Here is a 21,644-nt window from a genome sequence, read left to right as displayed (position 1 = left end):
CTATCCCTGGTCTGCCCAGTAGTCGTCGGCCTCGGCCTGGATGGCCTCCAGGTACGGGAGCGGGTCGGACGGGTTGGCGATGAAGGCGCCGAACTGTTCGAGCGCGACGGTGAGGATCGGCGTGGGCGTGGCCTCGTAGTAGCGGTCGTAGAGTTCGTAGCCGTCGCCGGAGACGGTGGTGCCGAGGTCTTCGAGCATCGGGTCGGCGACGGTGGCCTGCGGGTTGAACGCGACGTCGCCGCGGGCCTCGCTCCAGGCGGTCTGCGCGTCGGGCGACATCCACCACTCGGAGTAGGTGAGGCCGAGGGTCTTCTGCGAGGAGTTCTCGGCGACGCAGAGCGGGCCGGACTCGACGGCGACGGGGGTCTTCTCCAGGTCGCCGTTGACCGCGGGGATCACGAACATGTCGTAGTCCTCGCCGGAGACCATGCCGGCGCCGTCGAGGGAGCCGTTGAAGAAGGACCCGAAGTTGATCATCGCGAAGTCGCCCTGCTTGAGGCCGACGGCCGGGTCGACGGTGGAGCCGGCGTCGGAGAACCAGCCGGCCTCCTCCTGGTCGAGCCAGGTGTTCATGATGTCGACGATCTCGGGGTCGGTGTACTTGACCTCGCCGGTGGCGAGTCCGTTGTAGAGCTCGGGGTCGGTGCCCGCGACGAGCTGCTGGAACCACTGGAACGTGAACAGCGTGCTGGTCTGGTAGTACGGGGTGATCCCGGCGTCCGAGAGCTGCGAGGCGATGGCGTCGAGTTCGGCCCAGGTGGTGGGCTCTTCGAGGCCCTGCTCTTCGAAGATGTTCTTGTTGTAGTACATGACCCAGTAGGCGATGTTCATGGGCACGCAGTACTGCTCGCCGTCGAAGGTGTACGAGTCGCGCAGGTCCTCGGAGACCCAGCCCTCGTCGACGGCCTTGGTCCAGATGTCGGTGGTCTGGGCGATGAGGCCCTCGTCGACGAGCTCGGTGAGCGAGGGGCCGGTCTGCCAGGTGAACAGGCCGGGGCTCTTGTCGGTGCGGAACGACTGCTTGATGAACGCGTCGTACTGGTCGGCGTCGGAGTACCCGGTGGTGTTCAGGGTGATGTCGGCGCCGGATTCGCTGGTGGCGTTGAGCTCGTCGAAGTCGGGCTCCCACGCGGCCTTGTTGGTGTAGAAGTCGAGGGTGCCGGTGGTGGCGCCGTCGTCGTCCGCGCCGCCGCCGCAGGAGGCGAGCACGAGGCTCGCCGCGGCGGCCGCCGCGATGGTGAGAGGGATCCGCTTGGATCTCATGGTGAACTCCTTTGTTCTCAAGGGGTGAACGGGCTACGCCTCGCCGGTGCGGGTGCCGCGGACCGAGGCTTTCACGGTTCCGAACCGGTCGCTGCGCGAACGCGCCGACCGCCGGATGAGGTACGGGCCCACGGCGGCCGGGACGATGAAGGTCTCGGCGTAGTGGACGGTGTAGGGCGCGAACGCCCCGGTGGGCGAGGCGACTTCGACTTCGTCGCCTTCGACGAGGTTGAGGACGTTGACGGTGCCCTCGGTGTCGTGCAGGACCTCGTCGGAGAACCAGTGGCGGCGGACCTCGATGAACTCCAGCTCGTGGAGGCCGGTGCGCTCCTCGACGGTGTCGCCGATGCGGGCGATGAGCTCGCCCTGATTGACGAGGTTCGACTCGGTCCAGGCGGTGTCGCGTTCCCAGACGAGGTTGCGCTCGCCGTGGTCGAGGTGGACGGGGCGGGGGATGCCGTCGAGGCCGACGCGGCCCCAGTCCCAGAGCTTGAAGGTGAAGATGAACGGGGTCGCGGAGATTTCGAGGACCATCGAGTTCGCGCCGGAGGAGTGGATGGTGCCCGCGGGGATGAGGAAGTGGTCGTGCTTCTTCGCGGGGAAGGCGTTGACGTACTTCTCGGCTTCGAACGGGCGCTCGCCCGTTTCGGCGGCGCGCAGGTCCTCCAGCATCGCGTCGCGGTCGACGCCGTCCTTGACGCCGAGGTAGACGACGGCGTCGTCGCCCGCGTCGAGCAGGTAGTACGACTCGTCCTGCGTGTAGTGCATCCCGAAGGTCTGCTGGATGTAGTCGGTGAGGGGGTGGACCTGGAGGGAGAGGTTGCCGCCGCCCATGGTGTCGAGGAAGTCGAAGCGGATGGGGAACTCGGCGCCGAAGCGCGCGTAGGTCCGCTCCCCCAGGAGGGCCTTCGGCTGGGTGAACACGAGGTCGAGGGACGGGATCTCGACGACCGCGCCGTCGGCGTCTTCGAGGAGCAGGGAGTTCTCCTCGGGGACGCAGTCGAAGCACCAGGCGTAGTTCGGCTGGGACGGGTCGAGGTCGAGCTTCTCCTTCATCCACTGGCCGCCCCACACGCCGGGGTCGAAGAAGGGGACGACGCGGAAGGGCCGCTGCGCGGCGCCCGCGACGGCGGCGCGGAACGCGTCGCCGGTGACCATCCCGGCAGGGCGGGGGTCGGCGTGGGCGGCGCCGATGGCGTTGGCGTCCAGGACGAAGTCGACGCGGTCGAACATGGTGCGCTTGTGGCGGTCGGCGGCGCGCCATTCGACGAAGAAGCCTCGCTTGTACTTGCGGAGGCGGTCCTCGGCGGGGTTCTGGGCGCGCCAGTTGGTGGCGCCTTCGCGCTGGCGCAGCTGGATCTCCCAGCGGGCCATGTCGGCGAGGACGAGCGCGTAGGGGGCTCCGGTGCGGCGGGCGACGAGGTCGGCGCCCCAGCCGACGAGCACCAGGGGCCGGTCGTCGCCGTCGGCTTCGACGGCGAGCTTGTCGAGCCGCTCGGTGTCGTAGAACGCGGTCACGTTGGCGTGGGAGAGGACGCCGAAGACGCGGTCGTCGGTGAGGTTGTCGGCGATCCGGTCGTCGATGACCTCGATGGGGAGGGCGGCGGCGTCCTCGACGTCGACGACGGTCCAGTCCGGGAGGGCCGCGGCGATGGCGTCTTTGATGAGCGGGAGGTCCGCGCCCGGGTACGCGTCGACGGCGAGCAGCGGGGCGCGCCCGGCGGCGCGCGCGGTCGCGACCTCGGCGGCGGCGGCCCAGCCGTCCGCGCCGGTGAGGACGCGGGCGTCGGCCGGCAGCGGCACGGTCGGCTGCTTGTCGTAGCGTCCGACGGTCTCGGACGGGCTGGCGGTAGGCACGTGCGCTCCTTCAGGAATGGGTTCCGGCGGCGAGGACGGCGAGTCCGCGCAGCACCGAGAGGTCGGGTCGGTCGGGGACGGTGAAGGCCGGGCGGTGCGAGCTGGTCCAGAGGTGCTCGCGCACGTAGGCCGCGACGGGGGCGGCGACGGCCTCGCCGGCGCGCATGATCCCGCCGGACAGGATCACCACGTCGGGGTCGTAGGCGTGGCACAGGGAGACGGCGGTGGCGCCCCAGGCCCGGATCGCGCGGTCGCGGACGGCGGCGGCCGCGGCGTCGCCCGCTGCGGCGGCGGCGAACATCTCGCGGACGTCGGCGACGGCGTCGCCGCGGGCGGCGAGGTCGCGGCGGATGGCCCAGGCCCCGGCGATGGACTCGGCGCACCCGACGTTGCCGCAGTTGCAGAGTCCGGCGTCGAGGTCGAGGGTGAGGTGGCCGCCGAGGATGCCCGCGTGGTCGTGGGCGCCGCGCAGGAGCACGCCGTCCATGATCGCGGCGGTGCCGATGCCGGTGCCGAGGGTCATGAGGACCGCGTCGCGCGCACCTGCGGCGGAGCCGGTGGCGGTCTCGCCGACGAGCGCGGCGCGGGCGTCGTTCTCGACGACCGCGGGGAGCCCGAACGCGTCGCGGGCCCAGGCGACCAGGTCGAGGCCGTCGAGCCGCGGGTGCTTGTCGTGGGCTTTGACCATGCGGCCGGCGGCGCGGTCCACCACTCCGGGGACCGCGATGCCGACCGCTCCCGGGGAGAGTCCTTCGACGAGGTCCCTCGCGGCGGCAGCGGCCGCTTCGAGGTCCCCGTCGCCGACCGGGACGACGGCGGTGCGGACGGGGGCACCGTTGTCGACGGCGCCGAGTTTGATCTCGGAACCGCCGAAGTCGATGCAGAGCTCCATCGCCCGCCTCCTCGTCAGCTCGTGTCAGGGGCCTTGCGACGGCCCCGCGGTTGGTAACGTTACCAACATAGCGCGGCGATGTGCAACCCGGTCGGATGTGGCGGGTGTGACGCGCGGGGAGATCAGGGGAATTCGATCGAGACGGGCAGTTCCACGGTCCTCGGGCCGTCCTCGGCGGTGCCGTCGAGGCGGGAGAACAGCAGCGTGGCGGCCTCGCGGCCGAGCAGGCGCGCGTCGTGGTCGATCACCGTGACGGGCACGGGCATGAGCTCGGAGAGCTCGAAGTCGTCGAAGCTGACGACCGCCGGGTGCAGCGGCTCGCCGTCGCGGATGCGGCGGCCGATCTCGCGGATCGCGCCGATCGTGTTCCGGTTGTTGGCGCTGAAGACCGCCGTGGGCGGGTCGGCGGCGTCGAACATGGCCTTGGCGGCGCGGGTCGCCGCGGCCACGTCCTGCTGGTCGCGGAAGACGATCCGCGGGTCGATCGGCACGCCGCGCTCCAGCATCGCCCGCTCGTAGCCGCGGTAGCGGCGCTCGCCGGTGAACACCGAGCTGCGGTTCCCGAGGAACCCGATGCGGGTGTGCCCGGCGTCGAGGAGCGAGAGCGTGCCGCGGTAGGCGCCGCCGACGTCGTCGAGGAGGACCGTGTCGACGTCGAGGCCCGGCACGCGCCGGGAGGCGAGCACCAGCGGCACGTCCCCGAGCCGCTCGGGCCGCAGGTGCTCGGCGTCGCCGCTGGTCGGGACCAGGATGAGGCCGTCCACCTGGCGGCCGATGAAGTCGGAGACGAGCTGGCGCTCGCGCGCGTCGTCCTCGCCGGTGTTCCCCAGGAGGATGCGCCGCCCGTGCTCGGCGGCGACCTCCTCGACGCCCAGCGCGAAGTTGCCGTAGTAGGGGTTCGCGAGGTTGGTGATGGCGACGCCGACGAGCCCGCTCGGCTGGCCCGGGCGCAGGCTCCGGGCGTTCTCGTTGCGGTAGTAGCCGAGCTCCTTGACGGCCTCCATGACGCGCTCCTGCACGTCGGGCCGCACGTTCCGGCCCCCGGCGAGCGTGCGCGAGACGGTCATCGGACTCACCCCGGCGCGGCTCGCGACCTCTTTGATGGTCGGCTGCCGCGCCCCTCGAAACGTCGACATGCCCGCCCTTCCCACGCGTAGTGCGCCAATCCTATGCGAACGGCGCCCGGCCCGGCGGGCCCATGGAAGGGGGCTACCTCACCGCGCGCGGGACCGGCCGACGGCGGGCCCGAGAGATGCGAGTACTTTTTCCGATGGCTGTAAATACTCCGAGAGAGGGACCCGCCCATGAGCCGCTTCGCGATCGGCGAGCACGACTTCCTGCTCGACGGCGAGCCCCGCCGCGTGCTCTCGGGCGCGGTCCACTACTTCCGGGTCCACCCCGACCACTGGACCGACCGCATCCGCAAGGCCCGCCTCATGGGCCTGAACACCGTCGAGACGTACGTGCCGTGGAGCCTCCACGCCGTCGAGCCCGGCTCCTGGACCGAGGAGGGGCGCCTCGACCTGCGCCGCTTCCTCGAAGCGGTCGCCGCCGAGGGCATGCACGCGATCGTGCGGCCCGGCCCCTACATCTGCGCCGAGTTCGACAACGGCGGCCTCCCTGCCTGGCTGTTCGCCGACCCCGAAGTCGGCGTGCGCCGCGGCGAGCCGAAGTTCCTCGCCGCGATCGAGGAGTACCTGCGGCGCGTGTGCGCGATCGTGGCCCCGCTCCAGATCGACGCGGGCGGGCCCGTGATCCTCATGCAGGTCGAGAACGAGTACGGCGCCTACGGCGACGACACGGCGTACCTGGAGACCCTCACGGGCATGTTCCGCGACAACGGGATCACCGTCCCGCTGACCACAGTGGACCAGCCGCAGCCGTGGATGCTCAAGCGCGGGTCCCTGCCGGGCCTGCACATGACCGCGTCCTTCGGGTCCCGCTCCGACGAGCGCCTCGACACCCTGCGCGCGCACCAGCCGACCGGGCCGCTCATGTCCTCGGAGTACTGGGACGGCTGGTTCGACTCCTGGGGCACCCACCACCACACCACGACGGCCGCCGACGCCGCCGCCGACCTCGACGTGCTCCTGGGCCGCGGCGCCTCGGTGAACCTGTACATGTTCCACGGCGGCACCAACTTCGGGCTCACCAGCGGCGCCAACGACAAGGGCACGTACATGCCCATCACCACCAGCTACGACTACGACGCGCCCCTGGACGAGGCGGGCCGCCCCACCGCGAAGTACTGGGCGTTCCGCGAGGTCATCGGCCGCTACACCGAACTGCCCCAAGAGGTTCCGGACGAAGCCGCGCCCGCGCCGACCGGCGAGGCCCCGCTCCTCGTCGGCGCCCCGATCCTGGCCGCGGCCGAAGCGCTCGACTCCATCGAGTCCACTGAGGTCCCGTCGTTCGCGCAGGCCCGCCACGACGCGGCGTTCCTCCTGCACGAGAAGCGGTTCGCCGCCGACGCGGGCGTCCTCGTCGTCGGCGAGGTGCGCGACCGCGTCCACGTCGTGGTCGACGGTGTCACCGTGGGGGTGCTGTCCCGCGAGCTGCACCAGCGGGCGCTGGCGATCCCGCCGGTCCGCGAGTCGCTGCGGCTGCTGGTGGAGAACCAGGGCCGCGTCAACTACGGGCCGCGCCTCGGCGAGGACAAGGGCCTCGTCGGCGGCGTGAGCCTCGGCGGGAAGCCGTTGTCGGACTGGACGACCCGCGCGATCGGCGAGGCGGACCTGCTCGTTCTGGCGGCGGGCGCGGGCGAGGCGGCCCCGGCCGTCCCGGGTTTGCGGTTCGCGCACGCCGAGTTCGCCGTGGACGAGACCGCGGACCGGTTCCTCGACACCTCGGCCCTCGGCAAGGGCATCGCCTGGATCAACGGGTTCTGCCTGGGCCGCTACTGGTCCCGCGGCCCGCAGCGGACCCTGTACGTGCCCGGCCCGGTGCTGCGGCCGGGCCGCAACGAGGCGGTGCTCCTCGAACTCGACGGCGCACCCGAAGCGGTGCTGCGGTTCGTCGCGGAGCCGTCGCTGGGCCCGCTGGAGTTCTAGGCCCCGTACCGCTCCTCCATCCAGGCGACGGCGAACGGCACGATCGCGGCCGCGTCCACGAGGACGCTGGCGGCCCCGCCGACGGTGCCACGGGTCCCTTGCCCCGTGGCGAGGAAGTCCTCCACGATGTCCTTGAAGTAGTCCTCGGGCGGCCCGGTCACGACCGGGTCGCCCGTGTCGTACTCCTCGACGGTGCGCCACTCGGTGCCGTGGGCCGTGGCGAGCGGGTACTCGATCCTGATGCGGCGCTTGCCGGGCAGGTCGGCGAGATGCTCGGCGTGGTGCAGCAGCGTCATGGTGTCGAGGGGCGCGCCGAGCATGAGCACCTTCCCGCCCGCGGCGACGAGGCGCGCGAACGGGGAGCCCTCGCCGTAGCCGTAGTCGTACGGGTGGTCGGCGGTGAACTCCTCGGCGCGGGCGCCGAGCGCGGCGACGGCCGCGCCGGGGTTGCGGCTGCGGCGCACGCCGCGGCGGGAGCCGACCGTGGCGGCGAGGAGCCCGATGTACCGCGCGGGGCGGGCGGTCGCCGGGTCGTAGGGCGGCACGTGGTCGCGGTACTCGTCGAGGACGCGCCCGTCGTCGTCCCACACCTCGACGCCGGGCTCCCAGTCCTGGTAGGACAGCAGGGTCCCCTTGGGGCCCACGGCGTCGAGGATCGCGTCCACGAGGGTGTCGGGGCCGCCGAGGACGGTGCCGACCTGCTTGAACGCCGCGTGGGCCATGACGGCGTCGCCGTCGGCGAGGCCGATCCGGCGGAGGTCGGCGGCGAGGCCGGTGCGGGTGTGGACCTGTTCGCTCATCGGGCGATTCTCGCCGACGCGCGAATCCGGCCGGGAGGGGTCCCGGGACGATCCGGATATTTTCCTGCGAGGCGGGCCATTCGGCCCGACCCTCGCATCCACCCCGAAAGGTTCACCGTGGAGTTCAAGAGGAAGCACCTGGTCCGGGCGGGCGTCGGCGCCGCCGCGGGCCTCGGCGCCGTCGCGCTGGTCTGGGGCGGCATCGCCGCCAACGCCGTCGAGTCGCCCGAAGGCGGCTTCGAGGCGCAGATCGTCGGCGGCGGGCCCGCGTCCGAGGGCCAGTACCCGTGGCTCGTCAGCATCGGCGACGAGCTGCCTGGCGAGCCCGCCGCGGAGCACTTCTGCGGCGGCTCGGTCATCGCGCCGAACGTGGTCCTGACCGCGGCGCACTGCGTCGAGGAGAAGAACGCCGTGGACATCACCGTCCTCGCCGGTTCCGTCGACCTCGAATCGCCGGACCTCGACGAGGCCGACGTGGCGGAGATCCACCTCGCGCACGACTGGAACGAGCCAGTCGAGTTCGCGAACGACTGGGCGCTCCTGCTGCTCGAGGAGGAGCTCGACGTCGAGCCGATCGGCCTCGCCGCCGACCCCGAGGTCTACGACGTGCTGGAGACCGCGGGCTGGGGCAACCTCGGCGACGACACGTACCCGACCGCGGCCCAGTGGGTCGAGGTCCCGTTCGTGACCGACGCCGACTGCCAGGCCGCCTACCCCGGCGAGGTCGACGCGCAGACGATGCTCTGCGCGGGCGACCTGGAGAACGGCGGCGTCGACTCGTGCGACGGCGACTCCGGCGGCCCCCTCATGGCCGACCGGGACGGCGAACTCGTCCTCGCCGGCATCGTCAGCTGGGGCTACGAGTGCGCCGTGGCGGGACAGCCGGGCGTGTACGCCGAGGTGGCGGACTTCAACGGCGCCATCGACGACGTCCTGGAGGACTGGGGCGTCCAGTAGGGAGCGGCGGACCCGGCCGGGCTTCCCGGCCGGGTCCGCCTGTCCTCATGCGGCGGGGTCGGCGTCGCCGGTGTAGGCCGGGAGCGGCAGTTCCGCTCCCGTGAGGAACGCGGTGACGGTGTCGATGTAGAGGTCGGGGCGGTCGGTTTCGATCGAGTGGCCCGCGCCTTCGAAGTAGACGAGTTCGGCGCCGGGGATGGCGTCGCGGTACTCGCGGGTGATCTCCCAGCGCTTGTAGTCGCATTCGCCCCGCAGGACCAGTGCAGGGGCGTCGAGGCCGGCGAGGGCCGGGCGCGGGTCGGGGGTGCGGAGCTGGTCGGCGGCGATGAGCTGGTTGGCGTAGAAGCCGGGGACGGCGTCGGGGATGTCGATCGCGCCGCCGGGCTCGCAGCTGGTGGCGGAGCCGACGATCGACAGCAGGCGCGCGAAGACCGCGTCGATCTCGGCGTCGGGGATGAGCGCGCGGGCGGCGGCGGGGTTGTCCTCCATGAGGAGCGACCAGGTCAGGAGGCGCACGCCGCCGGAGGATTCGAACTCGGTCATCTCGCGGTTCTGCTCGGGGGTGAGCCGGTCCCACAGGTCGCCCTCGTCCTGGCCCTCCCATTCGGGGGCCCACAGCGCGCCGGGCGAGGTGAAGACGAGGCGGTCCACGTGGTCGGGGTGCGCGGCGGCGTAGGCGGCGGCGAGGGTGCCGCCCCAGGAGCCGCCGATGAGGACGAGCCGGTCGGCGCCGATCTCGCCGCGGATCGCTTCGAGGTCGGCGACCTGGCGGGCGACGGTGTAGTCGGCGGGGTCGAGGCGTTCGGAGCGGCCGGAGCCGGCCTGGTCGTAGACGTAGACGTCGAAGCCGGATGCGGCGAGGGCGCGGTCGAGGTCGTCGGGGCCGTCGCCGGGCGTGCCGGGGCCGCCGTGGAGGCGCACCACGGTCTGGTTGCGGGCCTCGCCCGCGGCGGGCACGTGGTCGTACGCGATGCGCGAGCCAGTCGGCAGGTCCCAGTACTCCCCCGCGGGCGTCCCGGCGGGCAGGTCGATGTCCAAGGGGCGGAACAGGGTCGTGGCCGCGGCGGCCCCGGCGGCGGCGGTGAGGGCCAGCGCGAGGACGGCGGCGGTGAGGCGGCGGCGGGCCGGGAACGCGAGGCGTCCGGCGGTCCAGGTGAGGGTCCAGGCGACGGCGGCGAGGACGATCAGTGCGGCGGCGGTGAGCAGCGGCATGGAGGCGGTGAGGGTGGCGCCCGCGAGGAAGGCGAGGACGGCGAGGGACGGGGCGAGCACGAGGCCGAGTCCGATGAGGACGACGGCGGCGGCGATCCGCCAGGGGCGGTGGGACGTTGCTTGGTTCATGGCTTCGACGCTATGGGCGGGCGGTCCTGGTGCGCGTCACCTGCGGCGGAGCGATGTCGTCCCCTCCGAGGGGGACGCGGGGTCGCCCCGCGGGCGGACGGCGGCGGGGCCCCGCGCCGGTACCGTGGACGGCGTGAACCTGCGACGCTGGAGCCCTGACCGGCGGGTCGACCGCGGTCCCCTGTGGATCCTCATCGACCTGGCGGTGGCCTACCTCTCGGCGGTCATCTCGATCGGCCCGTCGGACCATGTGGCGTCCGTGGCGGACGGGCCGCTCCTCGAACGCGCGGCCGCGGTCGTGTGGTTCGCGGCCATCGCGGGCCGGCGCTTCGCCCCGGCGACGGCGATGTGTGCGGCGTCGGCGGCCACCGCGGCCGTGGCGCTGGCGGGCCTGCCGGTGACGAACGCGTCGCTGGCGACGGCCATGGCGCTGACGCTGGTGCTGCGGAGCCGGCCGCTGCGGTTCGCGATTGAATCTTCGTGTGTTCCGGTGGCCGTGGTCCTGGTGGTGCTGGTCCCGGTGGCGGACGCGTTCGTGCCCGCGCTGGTGGCGCACGCGGTCGCCGTCGTGGTCGGCCGGGCCGGGCGGGTCCGGTGGGAGGTGCAGGAGGCCATGCGGCGCAGCGAGATCGAGCGGGAGCGGGAAGCCGCAGCGGAGCGGGTGCGGCAGGCGCGGGCGGCCGAGCGCACGCGGATGGCGCGGGAGCTGCACGACGCGGTCGGGCACGCGGTGACGGTGATGGTCGCGCACGCGGGCGCGGCCCGGTTCGCGCTGGCCGGGGACCGGGAGGAGATCACCGCGGTGCTGGGCAGTATCGAGCGGGTCGGGCGGGAGGCGATGCGCGACCTGGACGGGATCTTGGGGCTGCTGGCCGATGAGGCGGACGCGGCGGATCAGGACCTGGAGGAGTCGCTGCGCGCGCTGCTGGCGTCGCTCCCTGCGGAGGTGACCGCGGAGCTGCGCGTCCCCGGCGAGGCGCTGGCGGGTCTGGGGTCCGAGGCCGCGGCGGCGGTGCGGCGGGTGGTCCAGGAGTCGCTGACGAATGTGATCCGCCACGCCCGGCCCGCGCACGCGGTCGTGGAGGTCGAGCGCGGCGCGGACTGGGTGCAGGTGTCGGTGCGCGACAATGGGTCCGGCACCGTCGCGCAGTCGTCGCGGCAGGGCCGCGGGCTGGCGGGGATGCGGGAGCGGGTCGCGGCGCTGGGCGGCGCGTGGGAGTCGGGGCCGCTGGATTCGGGCGGCTGGCGCAACCGCGCCCGGCTGCCGCTCACGGAGGAGGCCGCATGATCCGCGTGGTGATCGCCGACGACGACGAGCTGATGCGCGTCGGCCTGCGGATGATGCTCCAGACCCAGGAGGACGTGGCCGTGGTCGGCGAGGCCGCCGACGGCCGCGAGGCCGTGCGGCAGGCGCTGCACTCGACGCCGGACGTGGTACTCATGGACGTGCGCATGCCCGTCCTGGACGGCATCGCCGCGACCCGCGAGATCCATGCGGCCCTTGATGATCCGCCGAAGGTGCTGGTGCTGACGACGTTCGAGCTGGACGAGTACGTGTTCGCGGCGGTGCGCGCCGGGGCGAGCGGGTTCCTGCTCAAGCGCAGCCCGCCCGAGACGCTCATCGCGGGCGTGCGCACGCTCGCGGCGGGCGAGGCGCTGCTCGGGCCGTCCGTGACGCGGCGCCTGCTCGCCGAGTTCGCGCGGAACGCGCCGGTCGAGCCGGCCCCGGAGGTGCGGCGGCGCCTGGACCGGCTCACCGAGCGCGAGACGGAGGTGCTGCTCCTGCTCGGCCGCGGCCGCTCGAACGCCGAGATCGCGGCCGCGCTGTTCGTCGGCGAGGCCACCGTCAAGACCCACGTCAAGCGGGTCCTCGCGAAACTGGGGCTGCGCGACCGCATCCACGCGGCGGTCTTCGCGTTCGACCACGGCCTCATCCGGCCCGGCGAGGGCGGATAGGGTCTGGCGGTGATCGTCTGGCTCTCCTCGTACCCGCGTTCGGGCAACACGTTCTTCCGCATTGCGCTGCAACGGATCTACCGGGTGCCGACCTACGTCGTCTACGACGTGGACGGCGTGGCCGCGCAGATCGGCCCCGAGCTGATGGACGCGCGGGAGCGCCCCGCCTCGTTCGAGGAGATGCGCGCCTCGCCGGAGGTCCACATCGTCAAGACCCACCGCCGGCGCACCGACGACGTGATCGCTGCGGAGGACCGCGCGATCTGCCTGGTGCGGGACGGCCGCGACAGCGCGGTCTCGTGGGCGCGCCTGAACACGAAGGACGGCGGGGACTTCGAAGCCGAGGCCCGCGCGATCATCACGCGCACGAGCGGCGGCACGGGCGGCTGGGGGCAGAACGTGCTGTCCTGGCGGCGCTCGACGGCCCCGGCGCCGGTCTGGGTGCGCTTCGAGGAGCTCATCGCCGACCCGGTCGCGGTGGTGCGCAAGGCGGTCGGCGCGGCCGCCCCCGAGCTGGTGCCGGCCGCAGGCGCTGAGATCCCGTCGTTCGCGGAGCTCCAGGCGCACGATCCGGCGTTCTTCCGCTCGGGCGCGACGGGAACGCACGAGAGCGAGCTCCCGCAGGACCTGCATGACCTGTTCTGGGCGCAGCCGGACAACGCCGCGGCCATGCGGGAACTCGGTTACGAATAGCGGGGCGCCGACCGGAGCCGGCGCCCCGACTGCTAGAGGTTGATCAGGGTCCGGCTGGCCCTGTCGGTGTCGTGCAGCGGCCGCAGTGCCAAGCGCACCAAGGCCACCGCGTTGTCGTCGCCCGCGATGCGGTTCGAGCTCAGCTCCCCGCACGAGAGGCACTGGTGCACGATCATCCACTCGCCGTCAGGGCGCGTGAAGACCGCGACCGCCTCCATGCGGCCCCGGCACTCCGAGGCGCGGTCGCCGGGGATGCGGCGGTCCACGTGGAGGCTGGCGAGGCACTGCGGGCAGTGGTTGCGGTGCGCGGTCCCCGGCGCGTGCAGTGAGACGTCGAGTCGGCAGCCCACGCAGCGGAAGTCGTTCGCACGGTGGCCGCCGGCCTCGTGCAGGACGTCCTTGCGGCGCTGGCTCCGGCGGTCGTCGTGCCCGCGCGGTCGGGTTCGTCGAGGCATGGTCGCTCACACCCCTACAGACTGCCGAGCGCTTCGAGCGGGAACGGCGGCTGCGCGAGCGGGCGGACCGCCATGCGCATGAGGATGAGCTGGTTGTCGTCGGCGCACACCGGGTTCGAGGTGAGCTCGTCGCAGCGCACGCACCGGTGGATGAGCATCCAGTCGCCGGTGCGGAGCACCGCGATGGCGATCGGGCTCATCCGGCCCTCGCACTCGCTCGGGCCGCCTTCGACGTGGTCGGAGACGTGCTGCGAGTGCAGGCAGGACGGGCAGTGGTTGCGCAGCGAGCCGTCGCTCGCGGTCTTGGTGGCGGTCAGGCCGCACCAAGCGCAGGTGAAGGTGTGGATCTTGAGGGTATTGGCGGTGTTGGACACCCGGAGCTCCTTGCTGGGAAGAACAGAAAAGACAGCAAGAGCAGGCCGAGCGGCCTCGGTGGCTAAGCGGAGCAGCGAGGCGCGCTCGGCTCGATGCGGGTCATGGACACGTCCCTCTAGGGCCTGAGGCCCGGTCGACGTCCGCCCTGGTGCGGACCCGACCACGGTAGGAACCGCGGCCGGGTCCTGTCAACGCGTTTTTCAGGACGTGATGCGGAACGTGGCGTCGGCCCGTGCGGTCGCCGTGGTGATCGGGTCGATCCGCAGCAGGTAGTCGTAGTGGCGGAGGTAGCGGTCGGGGAAGTTGTAGGACTGGAACGACGCCGCGGACGCGTCGGCGAGGCCCGCGGTGCGGCGGAACGTCGCGTCGGCGGCGAACTGGGCGGTCCCGTCGTTCGGGGCCAGGACCAGGTCGTATGAGCTGTGCCGCAGGTAGTAGCCGGGGTAGTTCACCGACTCGAAGGAGACCGTGGCGGTCCCGGCGAGGCCGGTGACGAGGCGGAACTGGCCGTCCTGCGCCGGGGAGACGGACGGGTCGATCCTGACGTCGAAGTCGGCGTGCCGCACGTATCTGGTCGGGAAGTTGTACGACTGGAGCCGGTTGTAGGCGCCCACGGTCTCGCCGGAGGGCACGGGCAGCACGGTGCTCACGGAGACGGGGGTGCCGAGGTTCGGCGTCCCGTCGGCGTTCCAGGAGAACTCCTGGATGCGGGTGGTCCGGGTGCCGCCGCAGCCCTGGGACGCGGAGGTGTTCGCGTGGTAGACGATCCAGTGCTCCGTGCCGTCGGGCGAGGTGAAGAACCCGTTGTGGCCGGGCCCGTAGACGCCGTTCGCGTCGCTGCGCTGGAACACCGGCTGGGATTTTTTGGTCCAGGCCGAGGCGCTGAGCGGGTTGGTGCCGGTCAGCTCCAGGAGCCCCAGCTTGTAGTCGGGGCCCTGGCAGGCGCTGGCGGAGTAGACGACGAACGTGCGGCCGTTGTGCTGCAGCGCCACCGGACCCTCGTTCATCGGCGTGCCCTGCGTCTCCCAGCTCAGTTGCGGGGTCGAGATGGCGGTCCGCTGCGTCGAGAGCGTCCACGGACTCGTCATGGCCGCGATGTAGATGCTCGGGTCGCTGCCGGTCCACTGGCCCGGCACCCCGGACCACAGGAAGTACCGCTGGGAGCCGATGGTGACGACGCTGCCGTCGATCCCCCACCAGTTCTGCGCCCCGAAGATCATGCCCTTGTAGGTGTAGGGCCCCATCGGGTCGGTCCCGGCGCTCTCGGCGACGTGGACGCGCTGGTCCTCGATGCCGCCCGCGCCCGCGGAGTAGTAGAGGTACCAGCGGGGGCCGTTGGGTCCGTTGATGAGGTGGAACTCGGGGGCCCACACGTTCTTGTCCCGCCCGGCCGGGAAGTCGTTGTAGACCGGGACGGCCGCGGCGTGCTTGAGCCCTTCGACGGTGGCGGCCCGGCGCATGGTGATCGGGCCGTTCCACGGGGTCGTCATGAGGTAGTAGTTCCCCTGGTAGTAGGTCATCCAGGGGTCGGGTCCGGAGCTGTTGAGCGGGTTGGTGAACGTCGCGGTCTGGGCCTGCGCGGCGGGGACGGCGACGGTGAGGGAGGCGAGGAGGGCCAGCAGGGTGAGGAGGAGCGCCGGGAGGCGCCGCGTGCGGGACATGCCGATCGCCTCCTAATAGGTCACTTGGAAGGTGGCGTCCCGGCGGTCGGCGAGCGCCGAGCCGGAGGAGAGCGGGTCGATGCGCAGCACGTACCCGGAGTGGCGCAGGTACCGGTCGGGGAAGTTGTGGGACCGGAACGAGGCCCAGGCGCCGTCGGCGAGCCCGGCGGTGCGGTGGAAGGTCGCGTCCTGGTCGAACAGCGCGGAGCCGTCCCTCGCGGCGAGCTGGATCGCGTAGTCGGCGTGGCGCAGGTAGCGGCCGGGGTAGTTCACGGACTCGAAGGAGACGCCCGCGGCGTCGGCGAGGCCGGGGACGAGACGCCACTGCTGGTCTGCGGGCGGCTCCATCGGGAACGGGTCGATGCGGCCGACGTTGCTCGCGTGGCGCACGTAGCGGTCGGGGAAGTTGTAGGACTTGAGGCGGTTCCAGTTCGGTGCGCCCCAGCGGGACAGGAGCGCGGTGCGCTCGGCGGCGGTGATCGGGACGATCCCGGCGTGCTTGGAGCTCATGGGCGCGGTGTAGTTCCGCTGGTCGAGAGCGGTCCAGGAGTTGCCCGCGATGTCGCCCGACTGCCAGGCGTAGAACACGGCGTTGGAGGGCGAGAAGGAGTCGCCCCACAGCCAGAAGGCGCTTCCGGTGTTGGCGGCCACGAGGATCGGCGCCTCGATCGCCGAGCCCTGCCGGAGTCCGCCGGTGAGGGTCGTGTACGAGTTCGGCGCGCCCGTGGCGGACCGGGAGACGTAGAGGTTGCCGTCGGCGAGGTTCTTGTACGCGAGGTAGAACGCGCCGCCGTGGCGCAGGACGTCGCCGTCGAGGACGTTGAATCCGGGGTCGAAGTAGACCTGCGCGGCGCCCATGTTCACGAAGTCGGTGGTGTAGTTGACGAGAAGCACGTCGCGCGTGCCGTTGTTCGCGGAGTAGACGACGCCGTACTGGCCGCGCGCGGGGTCCCAGAACGCGGTCGGCGCCCACGAGTGGGTGGCGAGGCTGTGGAGCTTGACGCGGCGGTAGCCGGTGAAGCTGCGCAGGTCCGCCGAGTCCCAGACGTGGATGTACTGGTTGTTCAGGTTGAACACGCGGCCTTTGAGGTCGGTGGCGAGGACGGTGAAGGTGCCGTCCTGCTTGCGGAGGAGGAACGGGTCGCGCAGGCCCTGCATCCCGGCGGTGGGGACGGCGACGGGCTGGTTCTGGTTCAGGGGCGTCCAGTTCAGGCCGTCGGTGCTGACGGCGAGGTGGAGCGCGTAGGAGTCGTCGGTGGAGTTCGGCGACTCCTTGAAGTAGGCCATCGCGTAGGCGCCGTACGTCTGCGCGTGCGCCGAGGAGGCGGGGAGCGCGGCGGCGAAGGCGGCGGCGAGTCCTGCGGTGAGGACGGTCCGGCGTGCGGTCATGTGAGGGTGCCTTTCGGGACGTGAGGAGTGGGGGTCCGCGCCCGGGACTGCGGCGAGATCCCCTGTGAGCGATCACATCGCGCTTGAATGGTACCGGTAACAAATTGAGGGAGTCAAGTCCGTCGATATATTCGACGGCCTCGACTCCCCCGGTGGACCGGGCGTGCGGTCAGCCCTCCCTGATCCGGTCCCGGATCCAGGCGCCCGCCTCCTTGAGGTTCCCGGAGTCCCCGGTGAAGGGCCCGCCGGGGCAGGTGCCGGGCTCGAACGCGGCGCCGGAGCGCTCGTCGTCGGAGTAGTTCCAGTTGACCCAGCTGATCCCCTTGTCCGCCATGAGGTCCAGGTACCGCTGGGTCATCGCGAAGTCGTTCGGGCCGTCCCCGGTGTACTCCTGGGTGCCGAATTCGGTCACGAACACCGGGATCTCGTCGGCCGCGCCGGCGAGCCCGTCGAGGTAGTAGTCGTCGTGCGAGGCGGCGTAGAAGTGGAACGTGTACATGACGTTCTCGGCGTCCACCTGGTCGTCGATGACGTCCTGCGGGCCGCCGTCGCCGGACAGGCCCAGCGAGGACCAGTCGGGGGTGCCGAGGATGATCACGGCGTCGTCGTCGTACTGGCGGATCACCGGGATGATCGACTCGTGGTAGGACTTGATCGCCGACCACGCGACCCCGTTGGGCTCGTTGGCGACCTCGTAGAAGATGTTGTCCTGGTCGCCGTGCTCGCGCGCGATCTCGGCGAAGAACGTCTCGGCGCGCTCCAGGTTGTAGTTCGGATCGCCGGGGTCGAGCATGTGCCAGTCGACGATGACGTACTGCCCGCGGGCGGTGACCTCGTCGATCAGCTCGTGCATGCGGGCGGTGAAGCCCGCGGGGTCGGTCTCGTACCCGTCCTCCTGGATGTACATCGAGAGGCGCACGATGTCGGCCTCCCAGTCGTAGGCGAGGGCGTCCAGGGACGCGTCGTTGAGGCACTGCGAGTACCACTGGAGGCCGTGGGTGCTCATGCCGCGCAGCTGGACCGGGTTCCCGGACGCGTCGCACAGGGTCGTGCCGCACACGGACAGCTGCCCGTGCTCGGCGGCAGGGCCGGCGACGGCCTCGGTGCCGGGGTCCGCGGCCGGGTCGTCGTGGTCGTCGCCGGAGGCCGCGCCGATGCCGAGCGGGGTGATGACCGCGACGGCGGCGAGGGCCGCGAGCAGGCCGAGCAGCCGCTTGCGGCGGGGTGGGAGCGCCATGGACTCCTCCTCAATAGTTAGGCAGTATTACTATCTATTGATGAGCTTACGGGGACCGCGATTTCGAGTCAATAGATTGACTTCGACCAATATTGTCGGTTTCGCGGCCCCGCGCGCTAAGCGCCCCGGTGCAGCTTCGGCACGTCCGCCAGCAGCGACCGCGTGTACGGGTGCTCGGGCTCCGCCACGATCCGCTCGGCCGGGCCCGCCTCCACGATACGGCCGCGGTGCATCACCGCGATCCGGTCCGCCAGGTAGTACGCCGGCCCCAGGTCGTGCGTCACGAACAGCACCGTCATCCCCCGCTCGTCGCGCAGGTCCGCGAGGAGGTTGAGGACCGTGACGCGGACCGACGCGTCCAGCATGGACGTCGCCTCGTCGGCGATGAGCAGCCGCGGGCGCAGCATGAGCGCCCGCGCCAGCATGACCCGCTGGCGCTGGCCGCCCGACAGCTCGTGCGGGCGCTTCGCGAGCGTCTCGGCCGCGTCGAGGCCCACCGAGGCGAGCGACGCCTCCATGAGCGACCGGCCGTCGGTCCCGGAGGGCAAGAGCTGCAACGCGGTCGCGAGCGTCGCCTCCACCCGCCGGTACTGGTGGAACGCCGCGAACGGGTCCTGGAACACCGCCTGGACCTCGCGCCAGTAGTCGCGGCGCCCGGCGCCGCGCACCGCCGTCACGTCCCGGTCGTCGAAGACGACCCGGCCCGCGCTCGGGTCCGTCAGGCACAGCAGCAGCCGCCCGAGCGTGCTCTTCCCCGAGCCGCTCTGACCCACCAGGGCCGTGACCTCGCCCGCGGCGAGGCGCAGGTCCACGCCGTCGACGGCCCGGACCTCGTCCTTCCCGCGCCCGAAGACCTTCGCCAGGCCCTCGGTGCGCAGCAGCTCGTCATGCGGCATCGACCGCCTCCTCCGATTCGGCATTGCGCCAGCAGGAGTCGTCGCGCGGCCCGGTCACGAGCCGCGGCGGACGCTCGGCGGTGCACTTGTCCATGGCGTGCTCGCAGCGGGGCGCGAACGGGCAGCCCGCGATCGGCGCCCGCAGGTCCGGCGGCGAACCGGGGATCCCCGCGAGGCGCCGGCCCCGCGTCCCCGGCTCGGGCACCAGGACCGACGCGAGCAGCGCCTGCGAGTACGGGTGGCGCGGCGACGCCACGAGGTCCCGCGCGGGGGCCTCCTCCACGACGCGGCCCGCGTACATGACGGCGATCCGGTCGGCCAGCTCCGACAGGAGCGCCACGTCGTGGGTGATGAACACGATGCCCTCCACGAGGCCGTCGGATACCAGGCGCCGCAACAGGTCCACCAGGAGCCGCTGCGAGGACACGTCGAGCGCCGACGACGGCTCGTCGGCGACGAGCAGCCGCGGGTTCCGCAGCGTCGCCAGCGCGGTCACGACCCGCTGGCGCATCCCGCCGGAGAGCTGGTGCGGGTAGGCGCGCAGGACGCGCGGCGGGAGTTCGAGGGCTTCGAGGCGGGCGGCGGTGCGCCGCAGCGATTCCGAGCGCTTGATGCGCCGGTCCCCCGCGGCGAGGATGTCGTGTGCGAGGGCCCCGACGCGGCGGGTCGGGTTGAGGGCGTTGAGGGCGCCCTGCGGCAGGAGGGCGACGGTGCCGCCGCGCAGGGGCCGGTGGGAGGCGGGGTCGGTGAGGTCGACGTCCTTCCCGCCGACGGCGAGGGTCCCGGAGGTGACGCGCAGGGACGGGGCGGGGTTGAGGGAGAGCACGGAGGCCATCGTGGACTTGCCGCACCCGGATTCGCCGACGACGCCGAGGATCCGGCCCGACTCGACGTCGAGGCCGACGTCGTCGAGGGCGTGGAACCTCCCTTCGCCGGCGTCGTAGTGGGCGGTGAGGTTGGTGAGGCTCGCGAGGGTCATCGGGCCGCCTTTCCGGCGCGCAGCCGCGGGTTGAAGACCGTGTCGAGGCTGGACTGGACGAGCAGGAGGGAGAAGGTGATCGCGGTGATGAACACGGTGGGGGTGAGGAAGACCCACCACTGGCCGCCGCGGATGGACTCCCAGGCGATGGCCCAGTGGAGCATGACGCCGAGGGAGGCGGTGCCGGAGGGGCCGAGGCCGAGGAGGCTCAGGGCCGCTTCGGCGAGGATCGCGCCGTAGAGCTGGATGACGAAGGCCATGACGATGTAGGACATCATGTACGGCAGGAGCTCGACGGCGATGATCCGCCAGGTGCGCGAGCCGGAGAGGCGCGCGATGTCGACGTGTTCGCGCTGCCGGAGGCTGGCGATCTGGGAGCGGACGGCGCGGGCGGTCCAGGGCCAGGAGACCGCGCCGATGCAGGCGCCCATGACGGTGACCGAGCGGGTGTCGAGGCTGATGGAGAGCAGCAGGAGCACGATGATCGCGGGGACGGTGATCATGATGTTGGTGAGCCCCATGAGGATCTCGTCGGCGAGGCCGCCGCGGTATCCCGCGAGGGTGCCGATGAGGACGCCGAGGACGGTCCCGGCGATCCCCGCGAGGAGCCCGATGTAGAGGGACGTGCGGATGCCGTGGACGAGCTGGATCCCCACGGACCGGCCGAGGTGGTCGGTGCCGAGGAGGAAGTCGGCGCCGGGCGGCTGGAAGGACGGGCCGAGGAGGTCGCCGGGCCCGGCCGGGGCCGCGAGGGGCCCGATGAGGCCGGCGGCGGCGATGAGCAGGAAGACCGCGGCGGCGGCGTGGAACCGCGGCGGGAGTGCCTTGAGCGCCTTCACCGTTCGCCCCTTTCAGCGGCGCGGATGCGCGGGTCGATGAGGCCGTAGAGGACGTCGACGAGGAAGTTCGCGACGAGCACGACGACGAGGACGAGGAGCGTCACGGCCTGGATGACCGGGTAGTCCTTGTTGAGGATCGCTTCGTACAGGAGCGTTCCGATCCCCGGGTAGGAGAACACGATCTCGGTGAGGAGCGCGCCGCCGACGAGCGTGCCGATGGCGAGCGCGAGGCCGGTGACCTGCGGGAGCATCCCGTTGCGGAAGATGTAGCCGATGATCTTGCGGTCGGCGAGGCCGAAGCTCTCGGCGAACCGCACGTAGTCGGCGTCCACTTCGTACACGGCCATGGACCGCATGCCGATGGCCTGCCCGCCGATGAACACCAGCAGCAGGGACAGGAACGGCAGGAACCAGTGCGAGACCGCGTCGGCCGCGAACAGGCCGGTCCACTCGGGCTTGAGGCCGAAGGACCAGCCGCCGCCGGCGGGGAACAGCGGGAGCGCCACGGCGAGGCCGTAGAGCAGCAGGACCGCGAGGCAGTAGTAGGGCGCGGCGGTGAGGAACAGGCTGGAGAGGTAGACGCTCCGGTCGAAGCCGCCGCGCCGGTAGGCGGCGACGGCGCCGACGAGGTTGCCGATGAGCCAGCCGAGGAGGACCGCGGGGAGCTGGAGTGCGATGGTCCACGGCAGGGCGTCGGCGACCATCGCGGCCACGTCGGCCGGGTAGCGGCTGAACGAGGTCCCGAAGTCCCCTTGCACGGTCTTCCCGATGTACGTGAGGAACTGCGTCCACAGGTTCTGGTCGAGCCCGAACTCGGCGATGTAGGTCTCGTAGACGCGCTGCTTGGTCTCGGAGGAGGCGTGGCCGCGCAGGGCCTGGCCGATGAGCGTGTCGACGGGGTTGCCGGGGAGCAGGCGCGGCAGGAAGAAGTTGAGCGCCAGCGCCGCGGCGAAGGCCGCGGCGTACCAGCCCAGCTTGGCGAGGATGTGGCGGAGGAGGGTCAT

Annotated in this window: 20 protein-coding genes; 5 read left to right on the top strand and 15 right to left on the bottom strand. The window is 72.0% G+C overall.

The window, feature by feature from the left end; genetic code table 11:
• From WA640_RS11655 to WA640_RS11640, 4 genes are all read right to left on the bottom strand, one after another.
• Window positions 1–1,263 carry an ABC transporter substrate-binding protein gene (locus tag WA640_RS11655; RefSeq protein WP_106363620.1) on the bottom strand — a complete coding sequence of 421 codons (1,263 nt, stop codon included), beginning with the start codon at window positions 1,261–1,263 and terminating at the stop codon, window positions 1–3.
• 33 nt (window positions 1,264–1,296) lie between these two features.
• Window positions 1,297–3,120 carry a class I mannose-6-phosphate isomerase gene (locus WA640_RS11650; RefSeq protein ID WP_335987816.1) on the bottom strand — a complete coding sequence of 608 codons (1,824 nt, stop codon included), beginning with the start codon at window positions 3,118–3,120 and terminating at the stop codon, window positions 1,297–1,299.
• Window positions 3,121–3,130: 10 nt separating this feature from the next.
• A complete protein-coding gene (locus WA640_RS11645) occupies window positions 3,131–4,012 on the bottom strand; it encodes an ROK family protein (protein WP_335987815.1) in 882 nt (293 codons plus the stop codon).
• A 122-nt stretch (window positions 4,013–4,134) separates the two neighbouring features.
• The gene (locus WA640_RS11640; RefSeq protein ID WP_335987814.1) at window positions 4,135–5,148 is read right to left on the bottom strand and encodes a LacI family DNA-binding transcriptional regulator; all 1,014 of its coding nucleotides are present in this window, start codon (window positions 5,146–5,148) and stop codon (window positions 4,135–4,137) included.
• 168 nt (window positions 5,149–5,316) lie between these two features.
• On the opposite strand from WA640_RS11640, the gene WA640_RS11635 reads away from it, so the two are divergent.
• The gene (locus WA640_RS11635) at window positions 5,317–7,062 is read left to right on the top strand and encodes a glycoside hydrolase family 35 protein (RefSeq protein WP_335987813.1); all 1,746 of its coding nucleotides are present in this window, start codon (window positions 5,317–5,319) and stop codon (window positions 7,060–7,062) included.
• Here the strand turns inward: WA640_RS11635 and aac(3) are convergent.
• Window positions 7,059–7,862 (bottom strand): aminoglycoside 3-N-acetyltransferase, encoded by an 804-nt coding sequence (gene aac(3), locus WA640_RS11630; protein WP_335987812.1) that lies wholly within the window; start codon window positions 7,860–7,862, stop codon window positions 7,059–7,061. The genes WA640_RS11635 and aac(3) overlap by 4 nt on opposite strands.
• 117 nt (window positions 7,863–7,979) lie before the next feature.
• Here aac(3) and WA640_RS11625 point away from each other — a divergent pair, with 117 nt between their 5' ends.
• Window positions 7,980–8,819: a serine protease gene (locus WA640_RS11625; RefSeq protein ID WP_335987811.1), complete on the top strand. Its 840-nt coding sequence runs from the start codon at window positions 7,980–7,982 to the stop codon at window positions 8,817–8,819.
• A 45-nt stretch (window positions 8,820–8,864) separates the two neighbouring features.
• On the opposite strand, the gene WA640_RS11620 is transcribed toward WA640_RS11625, so the two are convergent.
• Window positions 8,865–10,160 carry an alpha/beta fold hydrolase gene (locus WA640_RS11620; protein WP_335987810.1) on the bottom strand — a complete coding sequence of 432 codons (1,296 nt, stop codon included), beginning with the start codon at window positions 10,158–10,160 and terminating at the stop codon, window positions 8,865–8,867.
• A 133-nt stretch (window positions 10,161–10,293) separates the two neighbouring features.
• On the opposite strand from WA640_RS11620, the gene WA640_RS11615 reads away from it, so the two are divergent.
• Genes WA640_RS11615 through WA640_RS11605 form a run of 3 tightly spaced genes read left to right on the top strand, consistent with a single transcriptional unit; the run spans window position 10,294 to window position 12,809 of the window.
• Window positions 10,294–11,448, top strand: coding sequence for a sensor histidine kinase (locus tag WA640_RS11615; RefSeq protein ID WP_335987808.1), 1,155 nt, complete (start codon window positions 10,294–10,296; stop codon window positions 11,446–11,448).
• Window positions 11,445–12,116 carry a response regulator gene (locus tag WA640_RS11610; RefSeq protein WP_106363628.1) on the top strand — a complete coding sequence of 224 codons (672 nt, stop codon included), beginning with the start codon at window positions 11,445–11,447 and terminating at the stop codon, window positions 12,114–12,116. Before WA640_RS11615 ends, WA640_RS11610 begins: the two co-directional genes overlap by 4 nt.
• 9 nt (window positions 12,117–12,125) lie before the next feature.
• Window positions 12,126–12,809 carry a sulfotransferase domain-containing protein gene (locus WA640_RS11605; RefSeq protein ID WP_335987807.1) on the top strand — a complete coding sequence of 228 codons (684 nt, stop codon included), beginning with the start codon at window positions 12,126–12,128 and terminating at the stop codon, window positions 12,807–12,809.
• A gap of 32 nt (window positions 12,810–12,841) precedes the next feature.
• On the opposite strand, the gene WA640_RS11600 is transcribed toward WA640_RS11605, so the two are convergent.
• The 9 genes from WA640_RS11600 to WA640_RS11560 form a co-directional block, all read right to left on the bottom strand.
• Window positions 12,842–13,264 carry an RNHCP domain-containing protein gene (locus WA640_RS11600; RefSeq protein ID WP_335987806.1) on the bottom strand — a complete coding sequence of 141 codons (423 nt, stop codon included), beginning with the start codon at window positions 13,262–13,264 and terminating at the stop codon, window positions 12,842–12,844.
• A gap of 14 nt (window positions 13,265–13,278) precedes the next feature.
• Window positions 13,279–13,638: an RNHCP domain-containing protein gene (locus WA640_RS11595; RefSeq protein ID WP_335987805.1), complete on the bottom strand. Its 360-nt coding sequence runs from the start codon at window positions 13,636–13,638 to the stop codon at window positions 13,279–13,281.
• 201 nt (window positions 13,639–13,839) lie between these two features.
• On the bottom strand, window positions 13,840–15,300 hold the full coding sequence (locus WA640_RS11590; protein WP_335987803.1) for a family 43 glycosylhydrolase: 1,461 nt from the start codon (window positions 15,298–15,300) through the stop codon (window positions 13,840–13,842).
• Window positions 15,301–15,312: 12 nt separating this feature from the next.
• A complete protein-coding gene (locus WA640_RS11585) occupies window positions 15,313–16,689 on the bottom strand; it encodes a glycoside hydrolase family 43 protein (protein ID WP_335987802.1) in 1,377 nt (458 codons plus the stop codon).
• 169 nt (window positions 16,690–16,858) lie between these two features.
• Window positions 16,859–17,926, bottom strand: coding sequence for a glycoside hydrolase family 5 protein (locus WA640_RS11580; protein ID WP_335987801.1), 1,068 nt, complete (start codon window positions 17,924–17,926; stop codon window positions 16,859–16,861).
• A 116-nt stretch (window positions 17,927–18,042) separates the two neighbouring features.
• Window positions 18,043–18,822, bottom strand: coding sequence for an ABC transporter ATP-binding protein (locus WA640_RS11575; protein ID WP_335987800.1), 780 nt, complete (start codon window positions 18,820–18,822; stop codon window positions 18,043–18,045).
• Entirely contained in the window at window positions 18,812–19,801 is a 990-nt protein-coding gene (locus tag WA640_RS11570) for an ABC transporter ATP-binding protein (RefSeq protein ID WP_335987799.1), read from the bottom strand. The genes WA640_RS11575 and WA640_RS11570 overlap by 11 nt, the downstream gene beginning before the upstream one ends.
• A complete protein-coding gene (locus WA640_RS11565) occupies window positions 19,798–20,640 on the bottom strand; it encodes an ABC transporter permease (protein WP_335987798.1) in 843 nt (280 codons plus the stop codon). Before WA640_RS11565 ends, WA640_RS11570 begins: the two co-directional genes overlap by 4 nt.
• Window positions 20,637–21,644, bottom strand: coding sequence for an ABC transporter permease (locus WA640_RS11560; protein WP_335987796.1), 1,008 nt, complete (start codon window positions 21,642–21,644; stop codon window positions 20,637–20,639). Before WA640_RS11560 ends, WA640_RS11565 begins: the two co-directional genes overlap by 4 nt.

It is taken from the genome of Glycomyces sp. MUSA5-2, assembly GCF_037034145.1.
GTDB lineage: Bacteria > Actinomycetota > Actinomycetes > Mycobacteriales > Micromonosporaceae > Glycomyces > Glycomyces artemisiae.
This window is presented reverse-complemented; position numbering and strand designations above follow the sequence as displayed.

Coding starts and splice junctions, on each gene's coding strand:
- WA640_RS11655 (WP_106363620.1), bottom strand. CDS start 1,263: ATGAGATCCAAGCGGATCCCTCTCACCATCGCGGCGGCCGCCGCGGCG.
- WA640_RS11645 (WP_335987815.1), bottom strand. CDS start 4,012: ATGGAGCTCTGCATCGACTTCGGCGGTTCCGAGATCAAACTCGGCGCC.
- WA640_RS11640 (WP_335987814.1), bottom strand. CDS start 5,148: ATGTCGACGTTTCGAGGGGCGCGGCAGCCGACCATCAAAGAGGTCGCG.
- WA640_RS11635 (WP_335987813.1), top strand. CDS start 5,317: ATGAGCCGCTTCGCGATCGGCGAGCACGACTTCCTGCTCGACGGCGAG.
- WA640_RS11620 (WP_335987810.1), bottom strand. CDS start 10,160: ATGAACCAAGCAACGTCCCACCGCCCCTGGCGGATCGCCGCCGCCGTC.
- WA640_RS11610 (WP_106363628.1), top strand. CDS start 11,445: ATGATCCGCGTGGTGATCGCCGACGACGACGAGCTGATGCGCGTCGGC.
- WA640_RS11600 (WP_335987806.1), bottom strand. CDS start 13,264: ATGCCTCGACGAACCCGACCGCGCGGGCACGACGACCGCCGGAGCCAG.
- WA640_RS11590 (WP_335987803.1), bottom strand. CDS start 15,300: ATGTCCCGCACGCGGCGCCTCCCGGCGCTCCTCCTCACCCTGCTGGCC.
- WA640_RS11585 (WP_335987802.1), bottom strand. CDS start 16,689: ATGACCGCACGCCGGACCGTCCTCACCGCAGGACTCGCCGCCGCCTTC.
- WA640_RS11580 (WP_335987801.1), bottom strand. CDS start 17,926: ATGGCGCTCCCACCCCGCCGCAAGCGGCTGCTCGGCCTGCTCGCGGCC.
- WA640_RS11575 (WP_335987800.1), bottom strand. CDS start 18,822: ATGCCGCATGACGAGCTGCTGCGCACCGAGGGCCTGGCGAAGGTCTTC.
- WA640_RS11570 (WP_335987799.1), bottom strand. CDS start 19,801: ATGACCCTCGCGAGCCTCACCAACCTCACCGCCCACTACGACGCCGGC.
- WA640_RS11560 (WP_335987796.1), bottom strand. CDS start 21,644: ATGACCCTCCTCCGCCACATCCTCGCCAAGCTGGGCTGGTACGCCGCG.